18 protein-coding genes and 1 tRNA gene are annotated in these 22,967 nt (G+C 63.5%); 10 read left to right on the top strand and 9 right to left on the bottom strand.

Going from position 1 to position 22,967, the window contains the following annotated elements; translation table 11 throughout:
* Positions 1–3: 3 nt before the first annotated feature.
* From RBB46_RS09455 to RBB46_RS09420, 8 genes are all read right to left on the bottom strand, one after another.
* Positions 4–450 (bottom strand): cupin domain-containing protein, encoded by a 447-nt coding sequence (locus RBB46_RS09455; protein WP_306028722.1) that lies wholly within the window; start codon positions 448–450, stop codon positions 4–6.
* Between the two features lie 22 nt (positions 451–472).
* Positions 473–1,264, bottom strand: a complete 792-nt coding sequence (gloB, locus tag RBB46_RS09450) for a hydroxyacylglutathione hydrolase (RefSeq protein WP_306028721.1) — start codon at positions 1,262–1,264, stop codon at positions 473–475.
* Between the two features lie 94 nt (positions 1,265–1,358).
* Positions 1,359–2,402, bottom strand: coding sequence for a LacI family DNA-binding transcriptional regulator (locus RBB46_RS09445; RefSeq protein WP_306028720.1), 1,044 nt, complete (start codon positions 2,400–2,402; stop codon positions 1,359–1,361).
* Complete coding sequence (locus tag RBB46_RS09440; RefSeq protein WP_306028757.1) at positions 2,399–3,172, bottom strand: ABC transporter permease; 774 nt, start codon at positions 3,170–3,172, stop codon at positions 2,399–2,401. Before RBB46_RS09440 ends, RBB46_RS09445 begins: the two co-directional genes overlap by 4 nt.
* 77 nt (positions 3,173–3,249) lie before the next feature.
* Positions 3,250–4,071: an ABC transporter permease gene (locus RBB46_RS09435; RefSeq protein WP_306028719.1), complete on the bottom strand. Its 822-nt coding sequence runs from the start codon at positions 4,069–4,071 to the stop codon at positions 3,250–3,252.
* Between the two features lie 77 nt (positions 4,072–4,148).
* Positions 4,149–5,285 (bottom strand): extracellular solute-binding protein, encoded by a 1,137-nt coding sequence (locus RBB46_RS09430; RefSeq protein ID WP_306028718.1) that lies wholly within the window; start codon positions 5,283–5,285, stop codon positions 4,149–4,151.
* A gap of 33 nt (positions 5,286–5,318) precedes the next feature.
* Positions 5,319–6,491 (bottom strand): ABC transporter ATP-binding protein, encoded by a 1,173-nt coding sequence (locus RBB46_RS09425; RefSeq protein ID WP_306028717.1) that lies wholly within the window; start codon positions 6,489–6,491, stop codon positions 5,319–5,321.
* A gap of 423 nt (positions 6,492–6,914) precedes the next feature.
* A complete protein-coding gene (locus RBB46_RS09420) occupies positions 6,915–7,529 on the bottom strand; it encodes a TetR/AcrR family transcriptional regulator (protein ID WP_306028716.1) in 615 nt (204 codons plus the stop codon).
* 129 nt (positions 7,530–7,658) lie between these two features.
* Between RBB46_RS09420 and RBB46_RS09415 the strand changes: the two genes are divergently transcribed.
* Positions 7,659–9,125, top strand: a complete 1,467-nt coding sequence (locus RBB46_RS09415; RefSeq protein ID WP_306028715.1) for an MFS transporter — start codon at positions 7,659–7,661, stop codon at positions 9,123–9,125.
* A 57-nt stretch (positions 9,126–9,182) separates the two neighbouring features.
* Here RBB46_RS09415 and RBB46_RS09410 read toward each other — a convergent pair.
* Positions 9,183–9,267: transfer RNA gene (locus RBB46_RS09410), tRNA-OTHER, on the bottom strand.
* A 141-nt stretch (positions 9,268–9,408) separates the two neighbouring features.
* Here RBB46_RS09410 and RBB46_RS09405 point away from each other — a divergent pair.
* The 9 genes from RBB46_RS09405 (at position 9,409) to RBB46_RS09365 (ending at position 22,843) form a co-directional block, all read left to right on the top strand.
* On the top strand, positions 9,409–10,782 hold the full coding sequence (locus RBB46_RS09405) for an integrase family protein (protein ID WP_306028714.1): 1,374 nt from the start codon (positions 9,409–9,411) through the stop codon (positions 10,780–10,782).
* 68 nt (positions 10,783–10,850) lie between these two features.
* On the top strand, positions 10,851–11,150 hold the full coding sequence (locus tag RBB46_RS09400) for a DUF1778 domain-containing protein (RefSeq protein WP_306028713.1): 300 nt from the start codon (positions 10,851–10,853) through the stop codon (positions 11,148–11,150).
* A gap of 27 nt (positions 11,151–11,177) precedes the next feature.
* Complete coding sequence (locus tag RBB46_RS09395; RefSeq protein ID WP_306028712.1) at positions 11,178–11,663, top strand: GNAT family N-acetyltransferase; 486 nt, start codon at positions 11,178–11,180, stop codon at positions 11,661–11,663.
* A 60-nt stretch (positions 11,664–11,723) separates the two neighbouring features.
* Positions 11,724–12,053 (top strand): hypothetical protein, encoded by a 330-nt coding sequence (locus RBB46_RS09390; protein ID WP_306028711.1) that lies wholly within the window; start codon positions 11,724–11,726, stop codon positions 12,051–12,053.
* Positions 12,054–12,071: 18 nt separating this feature from the next.
* Positions 12,072–14,726, top strand: a complete 2,655-nt coding sequence (locus tag RBB46_RS09385; protein WP_306028710.1) for a PD-(D/E)XK nuclease family protein — start codon at positions 12,072–12,074, stop codon at positions 14,724–14,726.
* Positions 14,723–18,118: an exodeoxyribonuclease V subunit beta gene (locus tag RBB46_RS09380; RefSeq protein WP_306028709.1), complete on the top strand. Its 3,396-nt coding sequence runs from the start codon at positions 14,723–14,725 to the stop codon at positions 18,116–18,118. The genes RBB46_RS09385 and RBB46_RS09380 overlap by 4 nt, the downstream gene beginning before the upstream one ends.
* A gap of 14 nt (positions 18,119–18,132) precedes the next feature.
* Positions 18,133–21,471 carry a DEAD/DEAH box helicase gene (locus RBB46_RS09375; protein ID WP_306028708.1) on the top strand — a complete coding sequence of 1,113 codons (3,339 nt, stop codon included), beginning with the start codon at positions 18,133–18,135 and terminating at the stop codon, positions 21,469–21,471.
* 360 nt (positions 21,472–21,831) lie between these two features.
* A complete protein-coding gene (locus RBB46_RS09370) occupies positions 21,832–22,236 on the top strand; it encodes a DUF2958 domain-containing protein (RefSeq protein ID WP_306028756.1) in 405 nt (134 codons plus the stop codon).
* Positions 22,237–22,354: 118 nt separating this feature from the next.
* Positions 22,355–22,843, top strand: a complete 489-nt coding sequence (locus RBB46_RS09365; protein ID WP_306028707.1) for a RadC family protein — start codon at positions 22,355–22,357, stop codon at positions 22,841–22,843.
* The last annotated feature ends 124 nt before the right edge of the window (positions 22,844–22,967 follow it).

Here is a 22,967-nt window from a genome sequence, read left to right as displayed (position 1 = left end):
TTTTCAGCCGCGCGGGCGGGGGCGCCAGCCCTTCGGCGCCATCTCGAAGCCGGCAAACTCGAAGCCGGGCGCCACCGTGCAGCCGACCAGTGTCCAGCGCCCGAGGCTCTCCGCCGTCTGCCAGGCGCCGGCCGGCACGATGCCCTGCGGGCGCTGGTGCGCGGCAAGGTCCGGGCCCAGATGCAGGGCGCGGGCGTCATGACCGTTTTCCGAGATGGTCAGCGCCAGCGGGCCGCCGGCATGCCAGTGCCAGACCTCCACCGCATCGACCCGGTGCCAGGCCGAGAGCTCGCCGGCGTCGAGCAGGTAATAGATCGCGGTCGAGCGCGCCCGTCCGTTCGCGTCGGTGGCAGGATCGCGGAAGGTCTCGCGATAGTGTCCACCCTCGGGATGGGGGCTGAGGTCGAGCAGCGCGACGACATCGGCGGCGGAAAGTGAGGCGTCGATCATCCGTCTTTACTCTTTGGGCTTGTCAGAAACTGTCCTTGCGGCGGCGTATCTCGGCAAAGACCTCCGCGTCGCTCGCATCCGCCATACCGAGGCTGGCACGAACCGCCGGGTCGGCGGCACGCAGGAAGGGGTTGGTGGCGCGTTCCGCCGCCATGGTCGTCGGCAGGGTGGGCAGACCCTTTTCGCGCAGTCCCTCAACCTCGCTGGCGCGCGCGGCGAGCGCGTTGTTGTCGGGATCGATGGTAAGCGCGAAGCGGGCGTTGGAGAGCGTGTATTCGTGGCCGCAATAGATGCGCGTGTCGTCCGGCAGCAGGCGGGAGAGCTTGTCCATCGAGGTCCACATCATCGCAGGGTCGCCCTCGAAGATGCGGCCGCAGCCGAGCGAGAACAGCGTGTCGCCGGTATGGGCGAAGCCGATCGCCGGCGCCCACCAGGAGATCTGGTCGAGCGTGTGCCCCGGCGTCGCGATGGCGTGAAACTCGGTGCCGCCGATTGTGACCCTGTCGCCGTCGTCGACGCCCTCGTCGAGGCCCTCGATCCGTTCGCGCGACAGTTCGGGGCCGATCACTCTTGCGCCCGTCTGTGCCTTGAGCTTCAAAAGCCCCTGGACGTGGTCCCAGTGGTGGTGGGTGACCAAGATATGGGTCAGTTGCCAACCGGTTTCCTTCAGGACGGCGAGGTACGGGTCCGCGTCCGGCACGTCGATGGCGATCGTCGCGCCGCCGTCGTCGCCCGGCAGATGCAGGATCACGCCGAAATTGTCGTCGAGACAGGAAAACTGCCGGATATCGACGGTCGGGTTGGTGTCGCTCATCGTCTGTCCTCGTCCGCTGTGCCGGTCTTGTCGGGGCATGGTTAGCATCTTTCGCCGGACGATGGCAGGTGCCGGGGCCGGCCTGGCGGCCGGGTCAGCGGCTTCGCGTCGTTTCCCGTTCGACAAGGGCCGCCTCGAGGCGCAGCAGTTCGGGTGGCGCGTCCGGGTCGGCGAGGCGGCGTTCCAGATGGGCGACGGCGGCCTCGGCCATCTTCTCCGGATCCTGGCGGAAGGTGGTCAGCCGATAGGCGTCCCAGGCGGCTTCGGGAATGTCGTCGAAGCCGATCACGGCGACATCTTCTGGAATGCGCAGGCCGAAGCGGCCGCGCGCCCGGTCGATCAGGCCGATGGCCATCAGGTCGTTGACGCAGAAGACCGCGTCCGGCCGTTCGTGCCGGCTGCCGTCCCGCGCAAAGAGTGCATCGGCCGCCGCCTGGCCACCGGCATAGGTGGCATCGCGCGCATGTCCGGCCGCAACCGTCATGCCGAGCGCGCGGGCCTCCTGGGTGAAAGCCCTCTCGCGCTCGGCCAGGCTCGGGGTTGCGGCGGCGACGCCGGCAAGTGCCAGGTGCCGGTGGCCACGTTCGACAAGGATGCGCGCGGCCATGCGCGCCGCGCCGGAATTGTCGATCCGCACGTGGTCGCAATCGGTCTCGGCGCGGCCGATCATGATCAGGGGCTGGCCGTTGCGCCGGGCGAGGTCGACAAAGGAGGCGGGCGGCGAGCCGGACAGGATGATCGTCGCCTCGGCGCGGTAACCGAACAGCGCTGCCTGGGCTGCATGCAGCTCCTGCTCCATGCTGCCGGTGTTGATCACCAGCGGCACGCTGCCGCGCAGCACCAGCGCCCTTGTCAGGGCCGATACGAGATGGGCGCGAAAGCCTACTTCCGGTTTCGTGACAACGAGGCCGACGAGCCGGCTGCGATTGGCGAGCAACCCGCGCGCCAGGTCATTGACGTGGTAGCCGAGCTCGAGGGCTGCCCGCATCACCTTCTCGCGCGTCTCCGGCGCGATGCTGGCGCCGGGCGTGAAGGCGCGAGAGACGGCCGAACGCGACACGCCGGCCCTCTTCGCCACCTGCTGCGCGCTGACAAAGCGGCGCGCATTGGCGGGGTTCTCGCTTTTTTCGCGTTTCAATGGCCGACCTTCGACAGCACGTCGGATTTGAGGAACCGTTCGACGACAAGCATGAAAGCAATGGACGGTACAAGGAGCAACAGCGCGGTGATCGATGCAACCTGATAATTGCCGCCGGCACCGGCGGTGTAGAGCAGCAGCGGCAGCAGGTTGACGTCCGGCGCGCCGACGAAATAGCTGCCGGTGAACTCGTCGAGCGATTCCAGGAAGACGAAGACGGCGCTGGCGAGCAGGCCGGGCGCGGCGAGTGGCAGCGTCACGTCCTGGAACGTGCGCAAGGCGCCGGCGCCGAGCGAACGTGCCGCTTCCTCAAGTTCGCTGTCGACGGCGGCAAAGGCGGCGGTCGCGATCCACACGGCATAGACCAGCCCGTGGGTGACATGCACCAGCACCACCCCGGCGACCGTGCCGTTGAGGCCGATCTGGTAGAACAGCCTGGCGATGTTGACGTAGACCGGCAGGTTGGGAAAGGCCTGCGGGATCAGGAAGGCGAGCAGGATGAGCGCCCGGAAGGGAAGCTTCAACCGGGCCAGCGCATAGCCGGCGGGAACCGCCAGCGCCAGCGCCAGCACCACGGTGAGGCTTGCCACCAGAACGCTGTTGGCGAGCGATTCCATCGCATTGCCGCGCGGCGAGAAGACCTTTGCCCAGTAGCTGAAACCGTATTCGAGCGGCAGCGCGTGGGGGAAGTACCAGCGCTCGGCGAGGGTCCACAGCAGCAGATTGGCGAGCGGGCCGAAGATGACGAAGGCCAGCAGCCCGAGCGCCATGGCGCGCGGGATCCACCACAGGCCGGCAAGCGCGGCGGCCGGCAGACGGGTGGCGGGCAGGGTACGGGTGTCGGAACTCATCCGCGATCCCTCATGCTCTGGCGCAGGTAGAACCAGGCGACGCAAGCGGTGGCGGCAAGCGAGATCAGGCCGAGCGCGTTGGCAACGCCATAATCGCCATAGGCGTTGATGCGGAAGGCGATGTCGGCGGTCAGCATGGTCGGCGACTGGGCGTTGATCATCAGCGGCACGGACAGCACCGACATCATGGTGACGAAGGAGAGCACGAGGCCGACCATCAGCGTGCGGGCCACCTGCGGCACCAGGATCTCGACCAGAATGCGCGCCCGCGAGGCGCCGAGATTGCGTGCCGCCTCGATCGTGCCGCGGTCGACCGAGGCCATTGCGCCGGCGAGCAGCAGCGTGACGAAGGGCGTCTGCTTCCAGACGAAGGCGATGACGATGCCGCGCCAGTCGAGGAAGCTGATCGCCTGCAGCGGCGTGATCAGCCCGGCGCCGACGAGAATGTTGTTCATCAGGCCGTTCTTGGCGAGGAAGGTGCGCAGGACCTGGCCGACGACGATGAAGGGTATGAACAGCGGCCAGCGATAGAGCCAGCGCAGGATGGCGACGGCGCGCGGGTTCTCGCCAAGCGTCAGGTAGCCGCCGATGGCGATGGAGACGAGGCCGATCATGCAGGTCGACAGACCGACGATCATCAGGGTGAAAATCATGTCGGAGCTGTAGAGGGCGAAGGACTTGACGAAATTGTCGAGCCCGAACCCCGTTTCCGTCTCGAAGGCGCCGGCGACCGACAGGGCGAGCGGCAGCACGAACAGGAACAGGATCACCGTCAGCGCCGGCAGGACGAGAAGCAGGGCAGGCAGGCGTCTTTGCATGGGGGTGTCGGTCCGGCTGGGACCGCCCGGAACTGCCGGGCGGCCCTTGTCTGTCGGATATGGCGGTCAGGCGCGGATCAGTTCGCCGCCTTGGCCTCGTAGGCCTCCAGGATCGCGGTGTTGTAGGGCGCGATCGGGAAGGGCTTGCCATAGCTGGCGAGGTCTTCCGGCGTCACGTCGGTGAACAGCTTGTTCCAGGTGTCCGCGTCGAGCTCGGCCTGGACATGCTGCGCGTCGATACCTGGATACCAGTTGAAGCGCTTGACGATACCTTCCGCCTGCACTTTCGGGCTGGTGGCGAGCGCGACGAACTTTTCCGCCAGCTCCTTGTTGGCGGCCTTTTCCGGGATCACGTAGTGCATCGGCTGGCCGGGCATGCCGGGCGCCGGCAGCACCAGCTTGAATTCCGGCGGCAGCTGGCCATTGGCCTGCCAGGAGTAGAACATGTCGACCCAGACCGGGCCGATGGCGATCTCGCCGCGCGACAGAAGGTCGAGCGTGCCGGCATTGCCCGGAGTGAGTGTGGCATTCCGGGTGAAGGCCTTGAGGCTGTCGAACGCGGCATCCCATTTCTGGGTCTCGGCCTCCTCGAACGGGCCGTTCATCAGCTTGTCGGCGTCGCCCTCGCCGAAGGCGTAGATCCAGCCCATGACGAAGCTGACGCCGGAGGCGCCGCCCTTGATGCCGTTGTAGCCGAACTGCTTCGGGTTCTCCGTCACCCAGGCGGCGAGTTCCGCGTAGCTCTTCGGCGGGGTGGGCACGAGCGCCGGATTGTAGGCGAGCGCCGTCTGGCTGTTGAACATCGGCATGACATAGCCGCTGACCCTGGCGCCGAGCGCCATGTCGGCATTGGCGCGGGTGACCAGCTTGCCGGTGGCGATGTTGTCGCGATAGGCGGCGAGATAGCCGCCCTCGATCATCGGGCCGATGAACTTTTCGTGGGCAACGGCAACGTCCGTGTCCCAGGTCTCGCTGCCGGCCTGCTTCTGCGCCTCGAAACGCTCGACGATCTTCTGCGAGCCGGCATCGCCGGGGCCGGTGCCGACCGCGCGCACCGTGTGACCCGGGTTCTGCTCCTCGAAGAGCGGGCCGAGATATTCGTTGATGTAATCGACCATGTTCTGGTCGCCCGCCGTGATGACGGTCAGTTCAGCCGCTGCGACGGGCGTGGACGCAAGGCCCAGCGCCAGGGTCGCCGAAAGAAGGTTCCGCATGTCGGTTCTCCGCTTTGTGGTCGTCGGGGTCAGTCAGGTCTTCAGCGCTTCCAGGGCGCGGCCGCGCGGACCGTTGCCGGTGGAGCCTTCGTTCGGGCCGGGCACCTCGCCCGGCCGGTCGAAGAGGAACAGCGCGGGGGCCGGGATGCGGATGCGCACCGCAGCTCCTTGCGCGAAGGGTTCGGGGGCATCGACGAGCAGCGTCTCGTCGCCGATCCGGACCGAATGGCGCCAGGCGCCGCCGGGATAGCTGGCCGTCTCCACCCGCCCTGCGAGGTCGAGCGCTTCGTCTGTCACGTCGCTGGTCGCGACATCTTCGCCTTCGGCGGCGGGCAGCAGCCGGGCGGCCTCGGCGCGGAACCGCGCCTCCAGCGGACCACTGGACAGGGGGCGGCCGTCGCGCGGCAGGCGGGCGGGCGCATTGTGCGGGCCGGCGAGGATCGCGACTGTGTCGCCCTCGATCCCCGCGCTCAGCTCTATGCGGTTCTCGGCGCCCATGAAGGCGGCGACGAAGGAGGTTTCCGGCCTGTTGTATAGCGCCTGCGGCGTGCCCTGCTGGGCGATGCGGCCGCGATCGAGGATGACGATGCGGTCGGCCATCACCATCGCCTCCTCGCGGTCATGGGTGACATGAACGGCGGTGATGCCGAGGCGCTTCTGCAGTGCCGAGATGTCGTGGCGCACCTTGAGGCGGATGCGGGCGTCGAGATTGGAAAGCGGTTCGTCGAGCAGCAGGATGCGCGGATCGACGGCGAGCGCCCGGCCAAGCGCGACGCGCTGGCGTTGGCCGCCGGAGAGCGCGGCGGGCTTGCGGTCGCCAAGGCCGGTGAGGCCGAGCAGCTCCTCCAGCTCGCCGACGCGGCGGGCAATCTCTGCCTTCGATCGGCCGCGCAGCTTGAGCCCGTAGCCGATGTTCCGCGCCACGCTCATGTGCGGCCAAAGGGCATAGGACTGGAACACCAGCGCCATTCCGCGTTTGTCGGGCGGGCGGTGGGTGACGTCCTGGCCGGCAACCGAGATGCGGCCGGCGGATGGTGTCGCGAAACCGGCGATGGCGCGCAGCAGGGTCGTCTTGCCGCAGCCGGAGGCGCCGAGCAGGGCGACGAACTCCCCCTCGCCGATCGACAGGTCAAGACCGCCGAGCACCTGCGTCGCGCCGTATCCGGCGGACAGTCCGGCAATGTCGAGGAAGCCCTGATGCATCATTCCCGTCCTTTGCACAGCTGTGCAAGCCAAGGCGCAAACGCCCCCGTTGATGCGAAGCGGCGCAAGCCCGTCGCCCCGTGCAAACGGGGACACCCTGACGGGAGACGGGCCATGGCGCCGGCCGCGGAACGAGTGATAGGGGGTGTGTGTAACGGCCGCATGACGGCGCAAAGCGGATGCAATTTCGAAAAAGAATCGCGCAATTTTTCGCAGATTTCTGCAAAACTTGTCGCAATCGGCGGAAATCCGTCCGGCTTTTTGCCCATTTCCGCAAGGTCCGGGCCGGACGGGGACCCGCGCATGGCGTGCCGCCACAGCTATCGTGGATCGCCTGCCGGCCCTGGCCGGATGCCTCGGCCGTCTGCCCTTGGCCGCTTGATGTGGCGATGACGGGTCCGCCGGCGGATCCCGTCTGCGCAGGCGCTAAGGCTCGCTTCTGGCGGCCATCGCAACGATGAACTCGTTGAGTTCCGCCTTTGCCTCTTCGGTCGAAATTTCCCTGCGCGCGGCGGCATGCGACACGGCATCGGCGGCACCGAGCATCGCCCAGAAGCTGGATCCCGGTATCCCTTTCTCCCCGGTGAACGGCGCAAGCGCCCTTCGGCACTTCTCGATGAATGCCCGCTGATAGTCCTGCTTGACCGCTTCCAGTTCAGGGGAACCGGCGAGCCCCGCGAGAACACCGGGGATTTCGCGCCCCTGGGCAAGCACGCAATCGACATAGGAAGACGCGATGACCCCGGCCGTCGCTTCCAGGGTCGGGGCGCCGGCCTCGAGCGCGGCATCGATCACCATTGTCTGACGTGCATCGAAGTCCTGATAGAGCGCGGTGAGCAGGCCGTTGCGCGTTGAGAAATGATCGTAGATCACCGGCTTGGTCACGCCGGCCTCCTCGGCCAGGCGCGGCAGTGTCAGGGCATCGGTGCCCTCCTCCCGCGCAAGCTGCCACGCAACGTCGAGAAGCTGGCGGTACCGCTGCCCGCGGCTCAGGCGAACACGCTTCACAGCGGTCTGAGGGTCATTCGGCATGCTTGACATCTCGATATACCATTAGTAACTTACCTGAAGTATATAGACTGTCCCCTTCAAACGCAATCATCCCGCCAGCGTCCGTTCGGCGGCCGATGCGGCGTGCTCGCGCGCCGCACACAGAGGAACTGCATCCCCATGACAGACTTGACGCTTCCAGGTTCCGCGCATCGAAACGCATGGCTTGGCCTCATGGCCGTGCTCCCGCTCGTCCTTCTCGTCGCGATGGATGGCTCCATTCTCTATCTTGCCATGCCCCACGTGACCTCGGCGCTCACACCGACGGCGGATCAGGCGCTCTGGATTCTCGACATATACGGTTTCGTGGTCGGTTCGCTGCTGATTGCTTTCGGCAATATCGGCGACCGCTACGGGCGGCTCAAGCTCATCATGGCAGGCGCGCTGATCTTCGGTGCAGGGTCGCTTGGCGCGGCATGGTCGCAGTCGCCGTTGATGCTGATCGCGGCCCGGGCGCTGATGGGGCTGGGAGGCGCGACGCTGCTGCCGGCCGCGCTTGCCATCGTCAGCGCCCTGTTCCCGGATGCGCGCCTGCGTGCGCGCGCCATCGGCATTTTCGCCGCAACCTTCGCGGCCGGCTTTGCCATCGGGCCGCTCATTGGCGGCATGTTGCTGCGACAATTCGAGTGGGGCGCTGTCTTTCTCATCAATGTCCCCGTCGTACTCGCCTTCCTGCTGGTCGCGCCGATCCTGTTGCGTGAAGTCCGTGCGACAAGCTATGGCCGGATCGACCTGCCAAGCCTTCTGGCGTCGTTCGTCGGCATCTTGTTGTTCACCTGGTCGCTGAAGACGGCGGCTGCCGAGGGCTTTTCGGCGGCGCAGTCGGCGGGCGGAATTGTCGGCATCCTCGCCCTTTCGATTTTCCTGCGCCGGCAGACCCGCATCGACCACCCATTGGTGGACCTCGACCTGTTCCGTGACCGGGTCTTCTCGATCGCGATCCTGACCGGGTTCCTGTCCCTGGTCGTCTGGTCCGCCGCCAGCTACCTGTCCGGGGTGTACCTGCAGTCCGTGCTCGGCTTCGACGTGTTCACGACGGCGCTTCTGACGCTGCCGGGGGCCGCCGTGCTGACGGCGACATGCGTCGGCACGGCGCGCATCGTCGAGCGGATCGGACGCAAGGCGGCTCTTGTGGCGACATATCTGCTCATCAGCGCGGGCATGTGGATGCTGTTGTTCACGAGTACCGAAGCCGGTGCCACGGCCTTCATCGTCTCCACGGTTGTCGCAGGCATCGGCTATGGCCTGTCGTTCAGCCTCGTTGCCGAGGTCGCGGTGTCAGCGGTTCCCCCCGAGCGCGCCGGCGCCGCCGGGTCCCTCGCGGAAACCAGCAATGAACTGGGAAACGCGTTGGGCATAACCCTGCTGGGATCCCTGGCCGCCCTGAGTTTCCGGCTGCTTGGCCCGGGCGTGGCCGGGACGCTTGATGAAACGCTCGATCATGCGGGCATCGCCCCGCAGGTCGCCGAGCAGGCCAGGGAAGCGTTCGTTGCAGGTCTGCACATCGTCGTGGGAGTGAGCGGGCTGGTCACCCTCGTTGCCGGTATCGTTGCCTGGCTCTGGTTGCCGCGCACCCTGCCGGAATGACGGTCCTCGAGCCGGACCGTTCCGGATACAGTTTGGCAATCGCTGGCTTGGAGGAAATGGTGATCCCGACAGGATTCGAACCTGTGACCCTCAGATTAGGAATTTAAAGCGAGCCATACGCGGCTTTATCCGTTAGCTCTACTGATCTCAAAAATCGTCAAATTTCTCTTGATATTCAATTAATTATCGTACAGCGTGCGGTTGTGGCGAACTGCAGCCGCTAAACACTTCGTTACGCCAAAACCGTTTCAAAAACCGTTTCAAAAAGTTCAGGTATCATGACATGGCCGACATGCGTATCCTATTGAACGATAAAGCAATTGAACGTCTCATGTCGCCCGATAAGGGACGCTACATTGTCCGGGATACCGAGCTTAAAGGGTTCTTCCTGATGGTCGGAGCTCGAAAGAAGACCTTCATGGTGCAGGCGGATCTCCGAAAACTAGGCAAGCGCGTCTCCACGGTTCGCCTCGCCATTGGCGATACGAGGGAACTTTCCACGCGTGCGGCGAGGTCCGTCGCGAAAGAGTACTTGTCCCAACTCAGCCGGGGTATCCATCCTAAGAGCGGTGAGAAAGCTGCGAAGGCTTCAATCGCTTCTGAGATAACGAACGGCGAAAATAGCGAGGCATCCGGCATCACACTCAAGCAAGCCTGGGCTCGCTACAAGATCGCCATGCAGCGTAAGAACCGGAGCGAGCGCACGATCGAGAGTTATAGGGATCACGTCGAGCGGATCTTTAAGGATTGGCAGGAAACGCCTCTGAAACAGCTTGGCGACGATCCTGGTCAGGTTGCCACCAAACATGATGAGATTGGTGAGAAGCACGGACCCTACATTGCCAATGGCAGCATGCGTACTTTCCGGGCGATCTACAATCATGCTCGCAAGACCAATCGGGAGCTGCCTGCGGACAACCCGGTCGACAGTGTGGACTGGAATCACGAGAAACGCCGCGATAGCGGCATGGGTCTCATTGACCTGAAGGGATGGTTTATCGAGGTCGCCAAGCTTGAAAATCCCGTCCGACGCGAGTTTCACCTGTTTACGCTGCTGTCCGCGTGCCGGCCAGCCGCGTTAAAAGAAGCGAAACCGGCCCATCTGGATCTCCGCCGCAGGGTGCTTCACATCCCCCGTCCGAAAGGAGGCGCGGATCGTGCCTTTGATATACCGCTGTCGAGGGAGATGATCTGTTGTCTACTGCGATGCATTCGATTTGGTCGGCAGATGCACCCGTATGAGGCCAATGACTGGCTGTTTCCCGCAGACAGCGCCACTGGTCACCTGGTTGAGCACAAGGAAGATCGCGCGACATTGTCGAAATGGGGCAATGAACTGCGCCAGACCTATCGCACTGTGGCGACGCCGGCGGGTGTCTCGGAGTTGGACGCAAGGATGTTGATGAACCATTCGGTTCCTGGCGTGAATTCTGGGTACATTACTCGGCACAAGCTGCTCGAGGATCATCTACGAGCGCAGCAGCAGGCAATCAGCGATACGATGTTTTCAGTGTTTCGCAACCCGTTAAATGAGAACCGTGAAATTCAAGATTGGCTTGGGATCGGTGCGGCACGTCGTCAGCTCCTTCGGGCAAAAGAGGATGCTAGACGCTCTGAGATGAATGAACTCACGCGGACGCGTAGAAGGGCCGCTTAGCCAAATAAGTGAAACTGTATTGCATTTTGCGATACAATTCTCTATAAATGCAACAAAGGAGACCTGCCATGGCTACCGTTGCCGATCGCAAGGAGCATCCGATATCGATGCGTCTGCCTGAATCGGATGTCGCAATGATCGACCGGGCCGCCAGCTTGCGCGGCCGCTCGCGCACAGACTTCGTGCGCGAGGCTGCCGTGCGTGCTGCCGAAGAGGTGGTTATGGAGTCAGGTCTCATTCGAATGAGCGCGGAGGGTTTCGCCGCTTTCATGGATGTCGTTTCCGCCGATACTGCGCCTGTTCCTGAGATGGTGGATCTGGTCCGGCGAGCCGCGCCTTGGGAGTCCAGCGGCACCTCGAAGCCGTAATCCACTGTGCTCTCCGCACCGGAGCCGTTGAATGCGGCGCATGTTCTTACCGATTTCTCCTGTGGCAAGCCCGCTCTCGATCATTGGCTAAAGACCCGGGCGCTCTCCAACCAGCAGAAGGGTTTTACGGCCGTCATGGTTGTGCATGATGATGGCCGAGTGGTGGGCTACTATGGGCTCGCGCCGACATCGATCGTGCCCACCGTCATGCCGAGATCGATCCGCACCGGTCAACCGCCGGATCCCGTTCCCTGCCTTCTGCTCGGACAACTCGCTACCGATTTGGCCTGGGCCGGGCATGGGATCGGTACAGGCCTCGTCAAGCATGCATTGGAGCGCAGCGTTCAGGCGGCGGCGCTTGTTGGAGGACGGGCACTTGTGGTGAATGCCGTCGATAACGAGGCGGCGCAGTTCTGGCAGCGCCGCGGTTTTGTACCTTCCCGCGGCGACCCGTTTGTTCTTTTCCGTTCAGTTGCCGCCATTGCGACATCACTCGAAGCTGCAAGAACTTAGTCACCAAGGAGGAGTGAGGGTGAGCGGGAGGCTTGCCGTATCAGGTACTCGGTTGAGCGAATGGAACTCGGTGACCGTCGCGGAAAATCGCGATACCCCGAAATAGGCGCAATCAGAGTGCCGGCTCGGGCCGGACAAAAAATTTATGACCAAATCACCGACAAAATCATCGCCGGTCTGGAAGCTAACCGCGTGCGTGAATCGGCGTCACGGATTGACCCCGGTGGTGTATACAATTTCAATAACCCACGACGCCGATCGGCGACCGGACCTCTAACCAGTAAGAAGGCGGCGAGCGCAGCCGAGAAGGTCTTACGGAACCCGAAAAGCAGCAAGGCCGCCAAGAGCGCGGCTGCGTCGGCGCTGACCCAGCGTCCGAACGAGAAGTAACCCGGAAAGGGGGCAGCGATGACGGCCGCGAAGCGATCCACCCTTGTCGTGTATGGTCGCCTGGCAATGCGGGAGGCCCGCCTCGCGGCGGCCCGCGGCGGTCAACATGGCCTCCAGATCATGTCATTCGAACAAGTCGCGGTGCGGCTCGCGGGCGGCTTCACCCGCGCGATCGACGAAGACAGCCTGCGCGCGGCGATCCAGACGGTCCTCCCTGAAACACCGATGGGCGAACTGGAAGATATCAAGATGCTGCCGGGCATGATCGGCGCGGCCGCCGACACACTGCACAAGGCGTGGCGGGCAGGTATCGATCTTGCCTCCCGGTCAGCTGATCATCCAAGGCTTGAAGCCATCGCTCGCCTGGAGGCCGCTGTTCTCACCGAACTTCCGGGCGGAATGATGTATCCGGTCGATATTGTCGCCGCAGCCATCAGCCGGGTCACCCATGCGCCCGCCATATTCGGCTCGATGGAAATCGTCGGACTGACCGAACTGTCTCCCTGCTGGCGGCCTCTGCTGAAGGCGCTCGCCGAGCACATCCCCATGCAATGGACGTCAGGTCCTCGCCCTGTCCCGGCGTGGCTCAAGGAAAGCGGCGTTGCTGTCGCTCGAGGTGACGCTGAGGCACCGACCATTCGATCCGTCAGTGCCGCGACCGCTTACCATGAGGCAGTCGAGACACTGCGTTGGGTCCGGTCGCTGCTCGCGTCGGGCGTATCGCCCGCCGACATTGCCATCGCCACCGCGTCGCCGGCCGACTACGACGATCACTTTCTCGCGCTGCGCGCCAATGCCAATATCGATCTGCATTTCGTTCATGGCGTCCCTGCCGTGACGACACGTGACGGACAAGCGGCAGCGGCACTCGCCGACATCGTCGTGCGCGGACTTTCGCAGTCGCGCTTGCGCCGTCTCGCCGCCCTGTGCCGCGATTCTGCACCTCTGACTTCCTTTCCCGATGGCTGGATGCGCGTCCTTCCAAGGGATGCACCCTTGTCAACGCCGTCCGCATGGAACCAACTGCTGGCACGCCTCGCGCCAGACGACTGGCCTGACGGCATGGATCACGCCCCGGTGTTGCGTGCTGCGGTCGATCTGCTGGCAAAGGGACCGGACGCGGTACAGGAGATCGGCGAAGCCTTCCTCAAGGGCCGGGCATTGTCCATCTGGCGCAAAGCCCTACTGGCAGGGCCCGCCGGCGCGATCGACAGCACGCTGGAATCATTGAAACAGGATGACGGGCTCGAGGCCTCCGTCTCCGTGGCTTGGATGCCGGCCAGCGCCCTCGCCGCGTCGCCGCGACGCTTCGCTCGGCTGATCGGTCTCAATTCCTCCCGCTGGCCACGCGGGATCGCCGAAGATCGGCTGATCCCGGACCACATCATTCCAACGGGCGAGCTCGACCCGCTTCCCGTCAATCTGGCGGATCGCCGTGACTTTGATACGATCCTCGCCACTACGGGCAGCGACGTCGTCCTCTCCCGCGCCCGACGCGACAGCGACGGCCGGCTGCTGGGTCGCAGCCCCCTCCTCGCCACCTATGACGAGGAAGCCTATCTGCGGCGCAACGCTGTTCCCGCCCATGCCTTCAGTGAAACCGACCGGCTGATGGCGCGGCCACAGGAATTCGCCGCCGATCCCCAGGCATTGAGTGCGCGTTCCTGCTGGCGCGATTGGCGCATGGCCGATGTGACAGCTCATGATGGAATGGTCAGGTCTGATCATCCTTTGGTTCTCGCGATCCTCGCGCGGACCCAGTCGGCGAGCTCGCTCAAAACACTGCTGCGCAGCCCCATCAACTTCCTCTGGCGCTATGCTCTCGGTTGGAAATCCCCGCAAGGCAGTGCCGAGCCGCTCGTGCTTGACGCCCTGCAAACCGGCGACCTCATCCATCTGGTGCTCGACGGCGCCCTGCGAAACCTCGAGGCGACAGGCGGTATCGCGTCGGCCGACGTGGCTGCCATTCGGGATGCGGTGGACGAAGCTGCTGGTGCGGTGGCGGCCGAATGGGAAAGCGAACGGCCCGTTCCGCCCGCTGTTATCTGGGGTCGCACGCTCGGGGACGCGCGCGCTCTTGCCGGACAGGCGCTTGCCTATGGCAATGATCATTTGCCGGGCAGCCGATCCTTTGGCGAAGTCCCGTTCGGCGGGTCCGAGCCCAAGTCGGAGGCGGCATTGCCCTGGGACGCTAGTGTGCCGGTGATCATCCCCGACACCGGATTTCAGATTGCCGGCTATATCGACCGGCTCGACATCGCTGATGACGGCAGTTGGGCGCTCGTACGCGACTACAAGACCGGTAGGCCGCCCAAAGGCAACATCCGCATGAACGGCGGCCGCGAGCTTCAGCGTTGCCTCTATGCCTTCGCCGTCAAGGCGCTCCTGGGCGACCACATCGCAATCAGTGCCTCGCTGCTTTATCCGCGTGAACCGCTTGACCTCCAGCTTGACGAGCCGGATATCGTCCTGGCGGAGATCAAGGCATATCTGCAGGCGGCGAGAACCGCATTGGCCAGCGGCGCTGCACTGCCCGGGCCGGATACCGGAGGCGACTACGACGATCTCGCTTTTGCCCTGCCGGCAAACGCAGACGCCACCTATTGCAAACGCAAGCAAGCCGCCGCAATCGAGTGGCTGAGCGAGGTCGCACCGATCTGGGAGGCGGAATGATGAGCAGCGTGGAAGTCCTCAAGGATGATGGTGCCCGGCATGACGCTATCAGCCGTCACGACCGGTCCATCCTGGTGGAGGCCGGCGCGGGATCGGGCAAGACCGCGGTCATGGCCGGCAGGATCGCTGTCATGTTGGCGAAGGGCGTCGCTCCAAGTTCCATCGCGGCGGTTACGTTTACCGAACTGGCGGCAAGCGAGCTCCTCCTGCGCGTTCGGGAATTTGTCGAAAATCTCGCCGCCGGTCATATCGCACCGGAGCTCCGCGTCGGCCTGCCGGAGGGACTGTCTGCGGCACAGCGCGAGAATCTGATTTCAGCCAGCGCGGCGATCGACGAAATCACCTGCTCGACCATCCACGGCTTCTGTCAGCGATTGATCAAGCCCTACCCGGCGGAAGCTGATATCGATCCGGGCGCAGCGGTCATCGATCGCAACCAGGCCGATCTCAACTTCCTCGAAATCGTCGATGGCTGGCTGCGCGAGCGATTGTCTGGCGATCAGGGCGGTGTCCTGGCCGAGATGGTTCTGCATAGCCCGGGAGAGACCGTCGCTCTGATGCATAAGATCGCCGAAGCCCTCCGGCGTTCGAGGAATCTGGTCGCACCGGACGCGATGCCCTTTGCAAGCCACCTGCAAGCCTTCCAGCAGGCGGCCGACGAACTATCGGCCTTTGTGCAAGGTGCCGGCGTCGATGAGCCGGAAACGGAGGTCTTCGCCGCGCGCTTTTCTGAAATGGTGGCTGCCCTTCCATCCGTTGCAGATGGTTCCACGCCCGCCGCACTCGTCGGGCTGCTGGTTGCACGTCCGCATCCCGACCTTACGACCGGGGCAGGCAGTTTTTACGCCTACCGCAAGAAGGGCAAATGGGCGGCGGCGGCCAAGCAGGCCGGGCTTTCCAAGGCAGACGGCGACAGGCTGAACGATACGGCCAGTGGTTTGTACGAGGCGTGCTGTGGCGCGTGGACCGCACTGCTCCAGGCGGTTTCCGGCCAGGTCCTGACGACATTGATAGATGAAGCACGCACAATCCTGGCACGCTATCGCGAGCACAAGCGCACCAGCGCCCAGCTCGATTTCGACGATCTTATCTACGCCGCGCGCGATCTGTTGCGTGACCATGAATCTGTGCGACAGGCGCTCGCCCATCGGTATTCAAAGGTCTTGGTCGACGAGTTTCAGGATACCGACCCGCTCCAGGCCGAAATTTTCTGGCGTCTATGCGGTGATCCCGATGATGATCCGCAGGACTGGACGCGCTTCCGGATTCGGCCGGGCGCACTCTTCTTGGTTGGCGACCCCAAGCAGGCAATCTATCGTTTCCGCGGCGCGGATGTCGGCGCTTATATCCAGGCCCGCACCGCCTTCTCGACACAGGACGCGGACGGACTCGTCTCGATCTCGACCAATTTCCGTTCCTGTGCTTCGATCCTCACTTTCGTCAACGAACGGTTCGAGACTGTCCTGTCGGCTGATGGCCAGCCCGGCTTCACAGCGCTTGATCCCTTCCACGGCGATCCGGATGACGGCGTCTGCGTCGCGGCGATCGATATCGCGGTTGCTGACGAGAACGGCAAGGCCAGCGCCGAGCAGCGACGCGACGCCGAAGCCGAAGCGGTGGCTGAACTTTGCGCACGGTTGATCGACAGTCATCCGGTCCAGGATCGCAAAGCCGGTGCTGAACGTCCCTGCCAGCCGGGCGACATCGCCTTGCTCGCCCCGACCGGCGCGGAACTCTGGCGTTATGAAGAAGCCCTTGAACGCCGCGGCATCCCGGTCGCAACCCAGGCCGGTAAAGGGCTGTTTCGCCGGCAGGAAGTCCAGGACCTCATCGCAATCACGCGGGTTCTCGCCGATCGTCGTGATACGCTGGCGCTCGGCGCACTGCTGCGCGGCCCGATTGTCGGGCTCAGCGAAGAGGAACTCCTGGACATCGTCTGGGCGCTTCCGCGTTCGGAGCAAGAGCCTGACCGGATCCCGCAGCTCGACCTCGGCGTCGACTCCGCAGCAATAGTGCATCCGCTGGCGAGCGATGTGATCGAGCGGCTGCAGGCGCTCCAGAAACGCGCCAATAGCACGACACCGCACGATCTTCTTTCGCAGGCCGTCGACGTTCTTCGGTTACGCCCGGTTCTTCTGGAACGGCATCGCGGTCAGGCAGAACGAGCGCTTGCCAATGTCGATCTCTATCTCAGCCTCGCCGTCGGCTATGCAGTACGCGGCCTGCGGGCCTTTTCCGAGACAATAACGGCGGCATGGACGAATGAGTCCCGTGCGGTGGAAGGACGGCCTGATGCGCAGGAAGAAGCCGTCGCCCTCTACACGATGCATGCCGCGAAAGGTCTCGAATGGCCGGTCGTCATCCCCATTAACACCATGACAGGTGTGATGGCGCCTGATAGCGCCGTGACCGATCGCCAGACTGATACCTTCTACTGCCCGGTTCTGGGTGTCCCTCCGTCCGGTTACGACGCGGCGCGGCAGGCTGAGAAGGATGAACTGGACCGCGAGCGAGTCCGGCTCTGGTATGTCGCGGCAACCCGCGCCCGGGAGCTCTTGGTCTTGCCGCGGCTCGACGCCAAGCCTTCAGCGTCGGCCTGGATCGGTCTGGTGGACCTGTCCCTGACAGAACTCCCTCCCTTTGACGTGTCGCATCTGCCGCTCGATCCGATCGCGGTGACAGGCGATGCCACAAACGACCAGACACGGGAGAGTTTTGCCAATGAGGCTGGTGTGATTGCCAAAAAGCAGATGCACCTGACCTGGCTTGCACCGAGCCGCGACGAGGCGGCGACCGGTTCGGTGCTTCAGAAAGAAGAACCGGATATATGGACCGGCTCAGCTGATGCTTCGACGCCAGACGCCGAAGCGCCCACTTCCATCCAGGGCGGGCGCGAGCGTGGATTGATCCTTCACAAGCTCATGGAAGAAGTCCTGACAGGTGAATGCTACGAGGCCGGCGAGTCGCTCACCGCGCGTGCCGCTGACCTCATCCGTGCGCTCGGCAAGGAGCTCTCCTCCGATCCGGCGAACGGACTTTCTCCCGAAGAACTGGCCGATTGCGTGACGCGGACGCTGGCCTTGTCGGAGGTTGCGGCCCTGCGTCCCTCATTGCTCGGAGAATTTCCGGTCTATGCCCTTCAGCAAGAAGATGCGGAGTTGGTTGCGACGGTCGGCGTTGCGGACGCGCTTACAATTGATCCGGAAGGTCGGCCAGCCGTCGTGATCGACTGGAAGAGCGACGTGAATCCCGCCCAGGAGACACTCGATCACTATCGGGCCCAAGTGTGTGCCTATCTCGACATGACCGGCGCCGAACGGGGCCTGATCGTTCTGATGTCGAGCGGAACGGTGATCACCGTCCCGCCTTCGCCCCAGACGATTGCGGCTTAGTCGAGGACGCGACCATGGCCTCCCGCAAACGCCCCGAGCCCGCCCAGGACGATCTCTTCAATCCCGAGGTCGAACTGCTTCTGCCGGCTCGGCTTGCGATCGAGGGCAAAGTCCTGGGAAGCCCGATACGCCAGTTGGCGGTTCCGCCGCCGCGCGTGCGTTGCCGGCTGCGACCCTTTTCGATCCGCCGTGTGACGGGTTATGAAACCACGCTGCCGACCGGCGAGACACTGAAGATCCTAAATGCGAAGACCGCCACTTCGCTGGAGGCCGATCTCATTCTTCTAGTCCCCGGTGCAAGTGAACCGGCGCAGATCGCCAAAGCACTCGATGCCGGCGAAGGCCGGTGGATGACTGCGTTGCCCATCCGCATCGACATGTTGAATCGCCAAGCGCGGGTCGAACGGCTGGCAGAGGTTTCGGCATCCTGGTTAGGCGCCTTTCATCTCCGGGAGGGACGAGCCGCCGAAAGTGAGCGGCCAGCCCAGCCCGGTCTGCGACGTCCCCAAATCGGCGCGTTGCACGCGGCTTTGGCCCATGCGACGCGATCGAGCGATCCGGCCACCATCGTCATGCCGACGGGCACCGGCAAGACGGAAACCATGCTCGCGCTCAACGCCCACCAGCGCTTCGAGAGACTGCTGGTCGTGGTGCCGACGGACGCCCTGCGAGAGCAGATCGCGGGCAAATTCGAGACCTTCGGCGTGCTGAGGCAACAGCAATGCCTGGAAGACAAGGCAGTATTTCCCGTGGTGATGCGCCTTTCGCACATTCCGACGACGGTAGTCGAGGTGGATGAGATCTTCGACAGCGCCAATGTCATCGTCACGACGATGCAGATCGCCGGCCGCGCCGAAGCAGCGGTCCAGGAACGGATGGCAGCACGTACCTCGGCACTGTTTATCGACGAGGCTCATCACATCGGCGCGCCGACCTGGGCCCGCTTTCGGGGTCTCTTCGTCGATCGCGAGCCGCCGCTTCCGATCGTCCAGTTCACCGCCACACCGTTCCGTGAGGACGGCCGGCGCGTCGACGGCGAGTTCATCTACACCTATCCGCTCAAGAAGGCGCAGGCCGAAGGCTATTTCAAACCGATCCGCTTCGAGGCTGTCTTCGGGCTCGATCAGGCGGACGCCGATCTCGCGATTGCGGAGAAGCTCGGTGAAGTCCTCCAGGGTGATCTGGCCGCCGGCCTCAACCATCTCGCCATGGCGCGCTGTCAGACCATCGACCGCGCCAGAACCCTCCACCAGCTTTACAGCGAGATGTACCCGGAACTTCGTACGGTCATCGTTCATAGCCAGCAGTCGATCCGTGAACGCCGTGCAAACCTTGCCGCTCTGCGGCGCTTCGAGAGCCGGATCATCGTTTGCGTGGACATGCTTGGCGAAGGTTTCGATCTGCCGGAACTGAAGATCGCCGCCCTGCACGATCCGCACAAGAGCATCGCCGTCACCATCCAGTTTGTCGGCCGCTTCACCCGCCAGGATCCACGCCTCGGCGACGCCACCGTCATCGCCAACACCGGCATTGACGACATTGATCGTTCACTGGCCAAGCTCTATGCGGAGGATGCCGACTGGAACGCACTGGTCGAGGCACTCAGCACCGCGAAGATCGACCGGCAGGTCCGCCGTTCCGAGATGTTCAAGGGCTTTGTCGGCGACTTGAGCGACATTCCGCTGCAGACGCTTGAACCGAAGATGAACGCCGTCGTCTATCGCACTAATTGCGATGGTTGGGAGCCTTTGCGGGCCGAGGACTTGTATAGTCCCGGCGTCTATCTCGGCATGAAGGTTAACCCACACCAGCGTGTCGCCATCTTCGTCACCCGCTCCGAAGAGCAGGCCGGCTGGACCACGGCCCAGCACGCGACCAATGTCACCTGGGACCTGCACATGATGCATTGGGATCCCGATAGTCAGCTCCTCTATATCAGCAGCTCAATCAAGGGACCGTATGACCGATTGGCCAAGGCGGTCTGCGGTGAGGCCACGCGCCGGGTCGAGGGCGAGGAGGTTTTCCGCAGCCTGCATGGGTTCAATCGCCTGATCCTGCGCAATCTTGGCCTGACGCACCATCAGGGACGCGGTGTCCGCTACTCCATGTATATGGGTGTCGATGTCGCCGACGGACTCGACACGGCGAAGTCCCAGTCGCGCATCAAGAACAACGTGTTCGCAACCGGGTTCCTCGACGGCGTTCCCGCCTCTCGTGGCTGTTCAGCCAAAGGCAAGTTCTGGTCGATTTCGCGGGTTCGTGATCTGACTGACTGGGTCGAATGGTGCGCGGATATCGGCAAGGCCGTCAACGATCCAGGGATCACCACCGATGGCGTATTCAAGAGCGCGATGCGACCTCGCCAGATCAGCGAACGCCCACATGTGCCGCCGGTCGCGATCCACTGGCCGGAATCGCTGCTGACGCAAATCGAGGACCGGATAGAAATCAGTTTCGGCGACGAGCCCGTAGCCTTCGCCGAATGCGACATCGAGCTGCTGGATCATGAACGCACGGGTCCGTTGCGCTTCGCGGTGCGCAGCGACACCCATATCGCCGAATTCGAAGTTGTGTTTGCCGAAGGTGTTGCCCGCTATCCGCAGCGCTCTGGTCCGAAAACAACCATAAAGGTCAGCGGCAAGGTGAAACCGCTGTCGGAATCCTTCGGCGAGGATTCCCCACAGATCGACTTTGGGGATGGCTCACTGCTGATCTACAGCCACCTCTATGCCCTGCCTGAAGGCGTCGTGGTCGAACCCTATCCCAACGACCGGATCGAGGCCTGGGATTGGTCGAAAACCAATATCCGCGCCGAGGCGCAGGGACCTGAGAAGCGTGCCGACTCGGTGCAGCGACGCGTCATCGAGACATTGCTCGCAGAGCGTGACGCATATGACCTCATTTTCGACGATGACGGCGCCGGCGAGATCGCGGATGTGGTCACGCTTCGAGTAACTGAAGGTCTGGTGCAGGTGACGCTTCACCATTGCAAATATTCCAGTTCCGACACGCCTGGTACGCGGGTGAAGGATCTCTATGAAGTGTGCGGGCAGGCCCAGAAATCCGCCCGCTGGCGTGATCGTCCCAATCGAATGTTCATTCATATGCTGAAGCGGGAGAAGTTGCGCTTCGAGAAGGGCCAGACTTCTCGCTTCGAACATGGAACGGCCGCCTTCCTCAAGAAGCTGAAAGCGAGCTGGCAGGACTATCGCTACGAATTCGATGTGCGCATCGTTCAGCCTGGACTGTCGCGAGCGGCCGTCACAGAGGAAGGGCTGCATCTACTAGCCAGCGTGGAAACCTATCTCCTTGAGACGCGTGCCATGCGGCTGAAGGTAATCGCAAGTAGCTGACCGCTTGAAGAAGATGGAGGGGAAAGCCTTCCTCTGCGGCCGAGCCTGTAGTCTGGGCCGACCCCTTCGAGCGGGGGATTCCCCCGCAACGCCCCCTTTGAGAGTGAGAGTGCGGACGGGCTTGCCGTGACGGGATGAGGACCGGAGGAGAAGTCTCCGGCGCCCGTCGCGGAGACCCGCGATGTCCAAACAGAACGGCAAATCCGGCGCCCGGAGCAACCGGACCAACCTTTAATCCGAAATCACGGACAAAATCATCGCCGAGCCGGAGGCCGGCCGGGCCGCCGACTGGATCGTGTCCTTCCTTCTGGATGCCGACAGCTCTACCGCCGACGCTGGCGCCGGCGACAGGAGGGCGGCATTATCCTCCTGCCCCCCGAATTGCGCGAACGCCTGCTTGCCAACGGCCGTGAGCGCAGCGCCGACCATGTGCCGGACGTCAAATTCTTCAATCCTTTCGGTCAAGGCGTCTGGCTCGCGACTGAACTCAATCCTGACGGCGACATTCTGTTCGGCCTTGCCGATCTCGGCTATCCGGAATTGGGCAGCTTTTCACTTGAAGAACTCGCGTCCATTCACCTGCCGTTCGGAATGGGCATCGAGCGCGACATCCTGTTTCAGACGGATGTCTCGATTTCGGTATGGGCGGAAGTGGCCCGGCAAGCCGGCAGCATCCGCGGGGCTGAGCGCTTACTTTATGCCCGGCATCGAAGCGATGATGCGCACAACAGAAATTCCGTCGATACGCAAAACAGGAAAGCCTGAATTCCGGCTGCCCTGCTTTGCAGGTTTGCGCCGCTCTCCGAGGAAGAGGGCGGCGCGGTTCCTCGTGACGGGTTGAGAGCATTGGCAAGGGGCCTGCTGCCCGTCGGGAGACCAGATCATGACCCGGCATCAGAAGACATTTGCCATGGAAACGCAGCACGCACCGATCTCGGCTGAGGAGCAGGTGGTTATTTACGAAGCGCGCCAGATCCTGCTGCGCCACCTTAACCAGAATCCGGTGCTGTCGTCCTGGCAGGCGGTGCTTGACTATTGCGCTCTCACCATTCGTGGTGAGGTGGAGCGGTTTCATGTGCTTTATCTGGACAAGAAGAACCGGCTTATCTCGGATGAGTGCCTGGCGACCGGGACCGTCGATCACGTGCCGGTCTATCCCCGCGAAGTCCTGAAACGCGGTCTCGAATTCAATGCGACCGCGCTGATCCTCGTCCACAATCATCCGTCAGGCGATCCTGAGCCCTCGCGCGCCGACATCACGATGACGAAGGAAATCAACAAGGGCTGCAAAGTTCTGGGACTAACGCTGCACGACCATATCATCGTCGGCATTGGCCGAGAGCTCAGTCTGCGCGCCCTCGGCGAAATCTGATTGCCTGGCGAATGGAATGGCGGACCTCGGCTGCATTCGTCCGTCATTCCCGAGGCGAAGGCTTCCGATCGCAGGGGGCGGGCCGTGCCCTTTCGAGAGTGAGAGGAGGGGTGGGGTTTTCGCG

Source organism: Stappia sp. MMSF_3263, assembly GCF_030733745.1.
In the GTDB taxonomy this organism is placed as follows: domain Bacteria; phylum Pseudomonadota; class Alphaproteobacteria; order Rhizobiales; family Stappiaceae; genus Stappia.
This window is presented reverse-complemented; position numbering and strand designations above follow the sequence as displayed.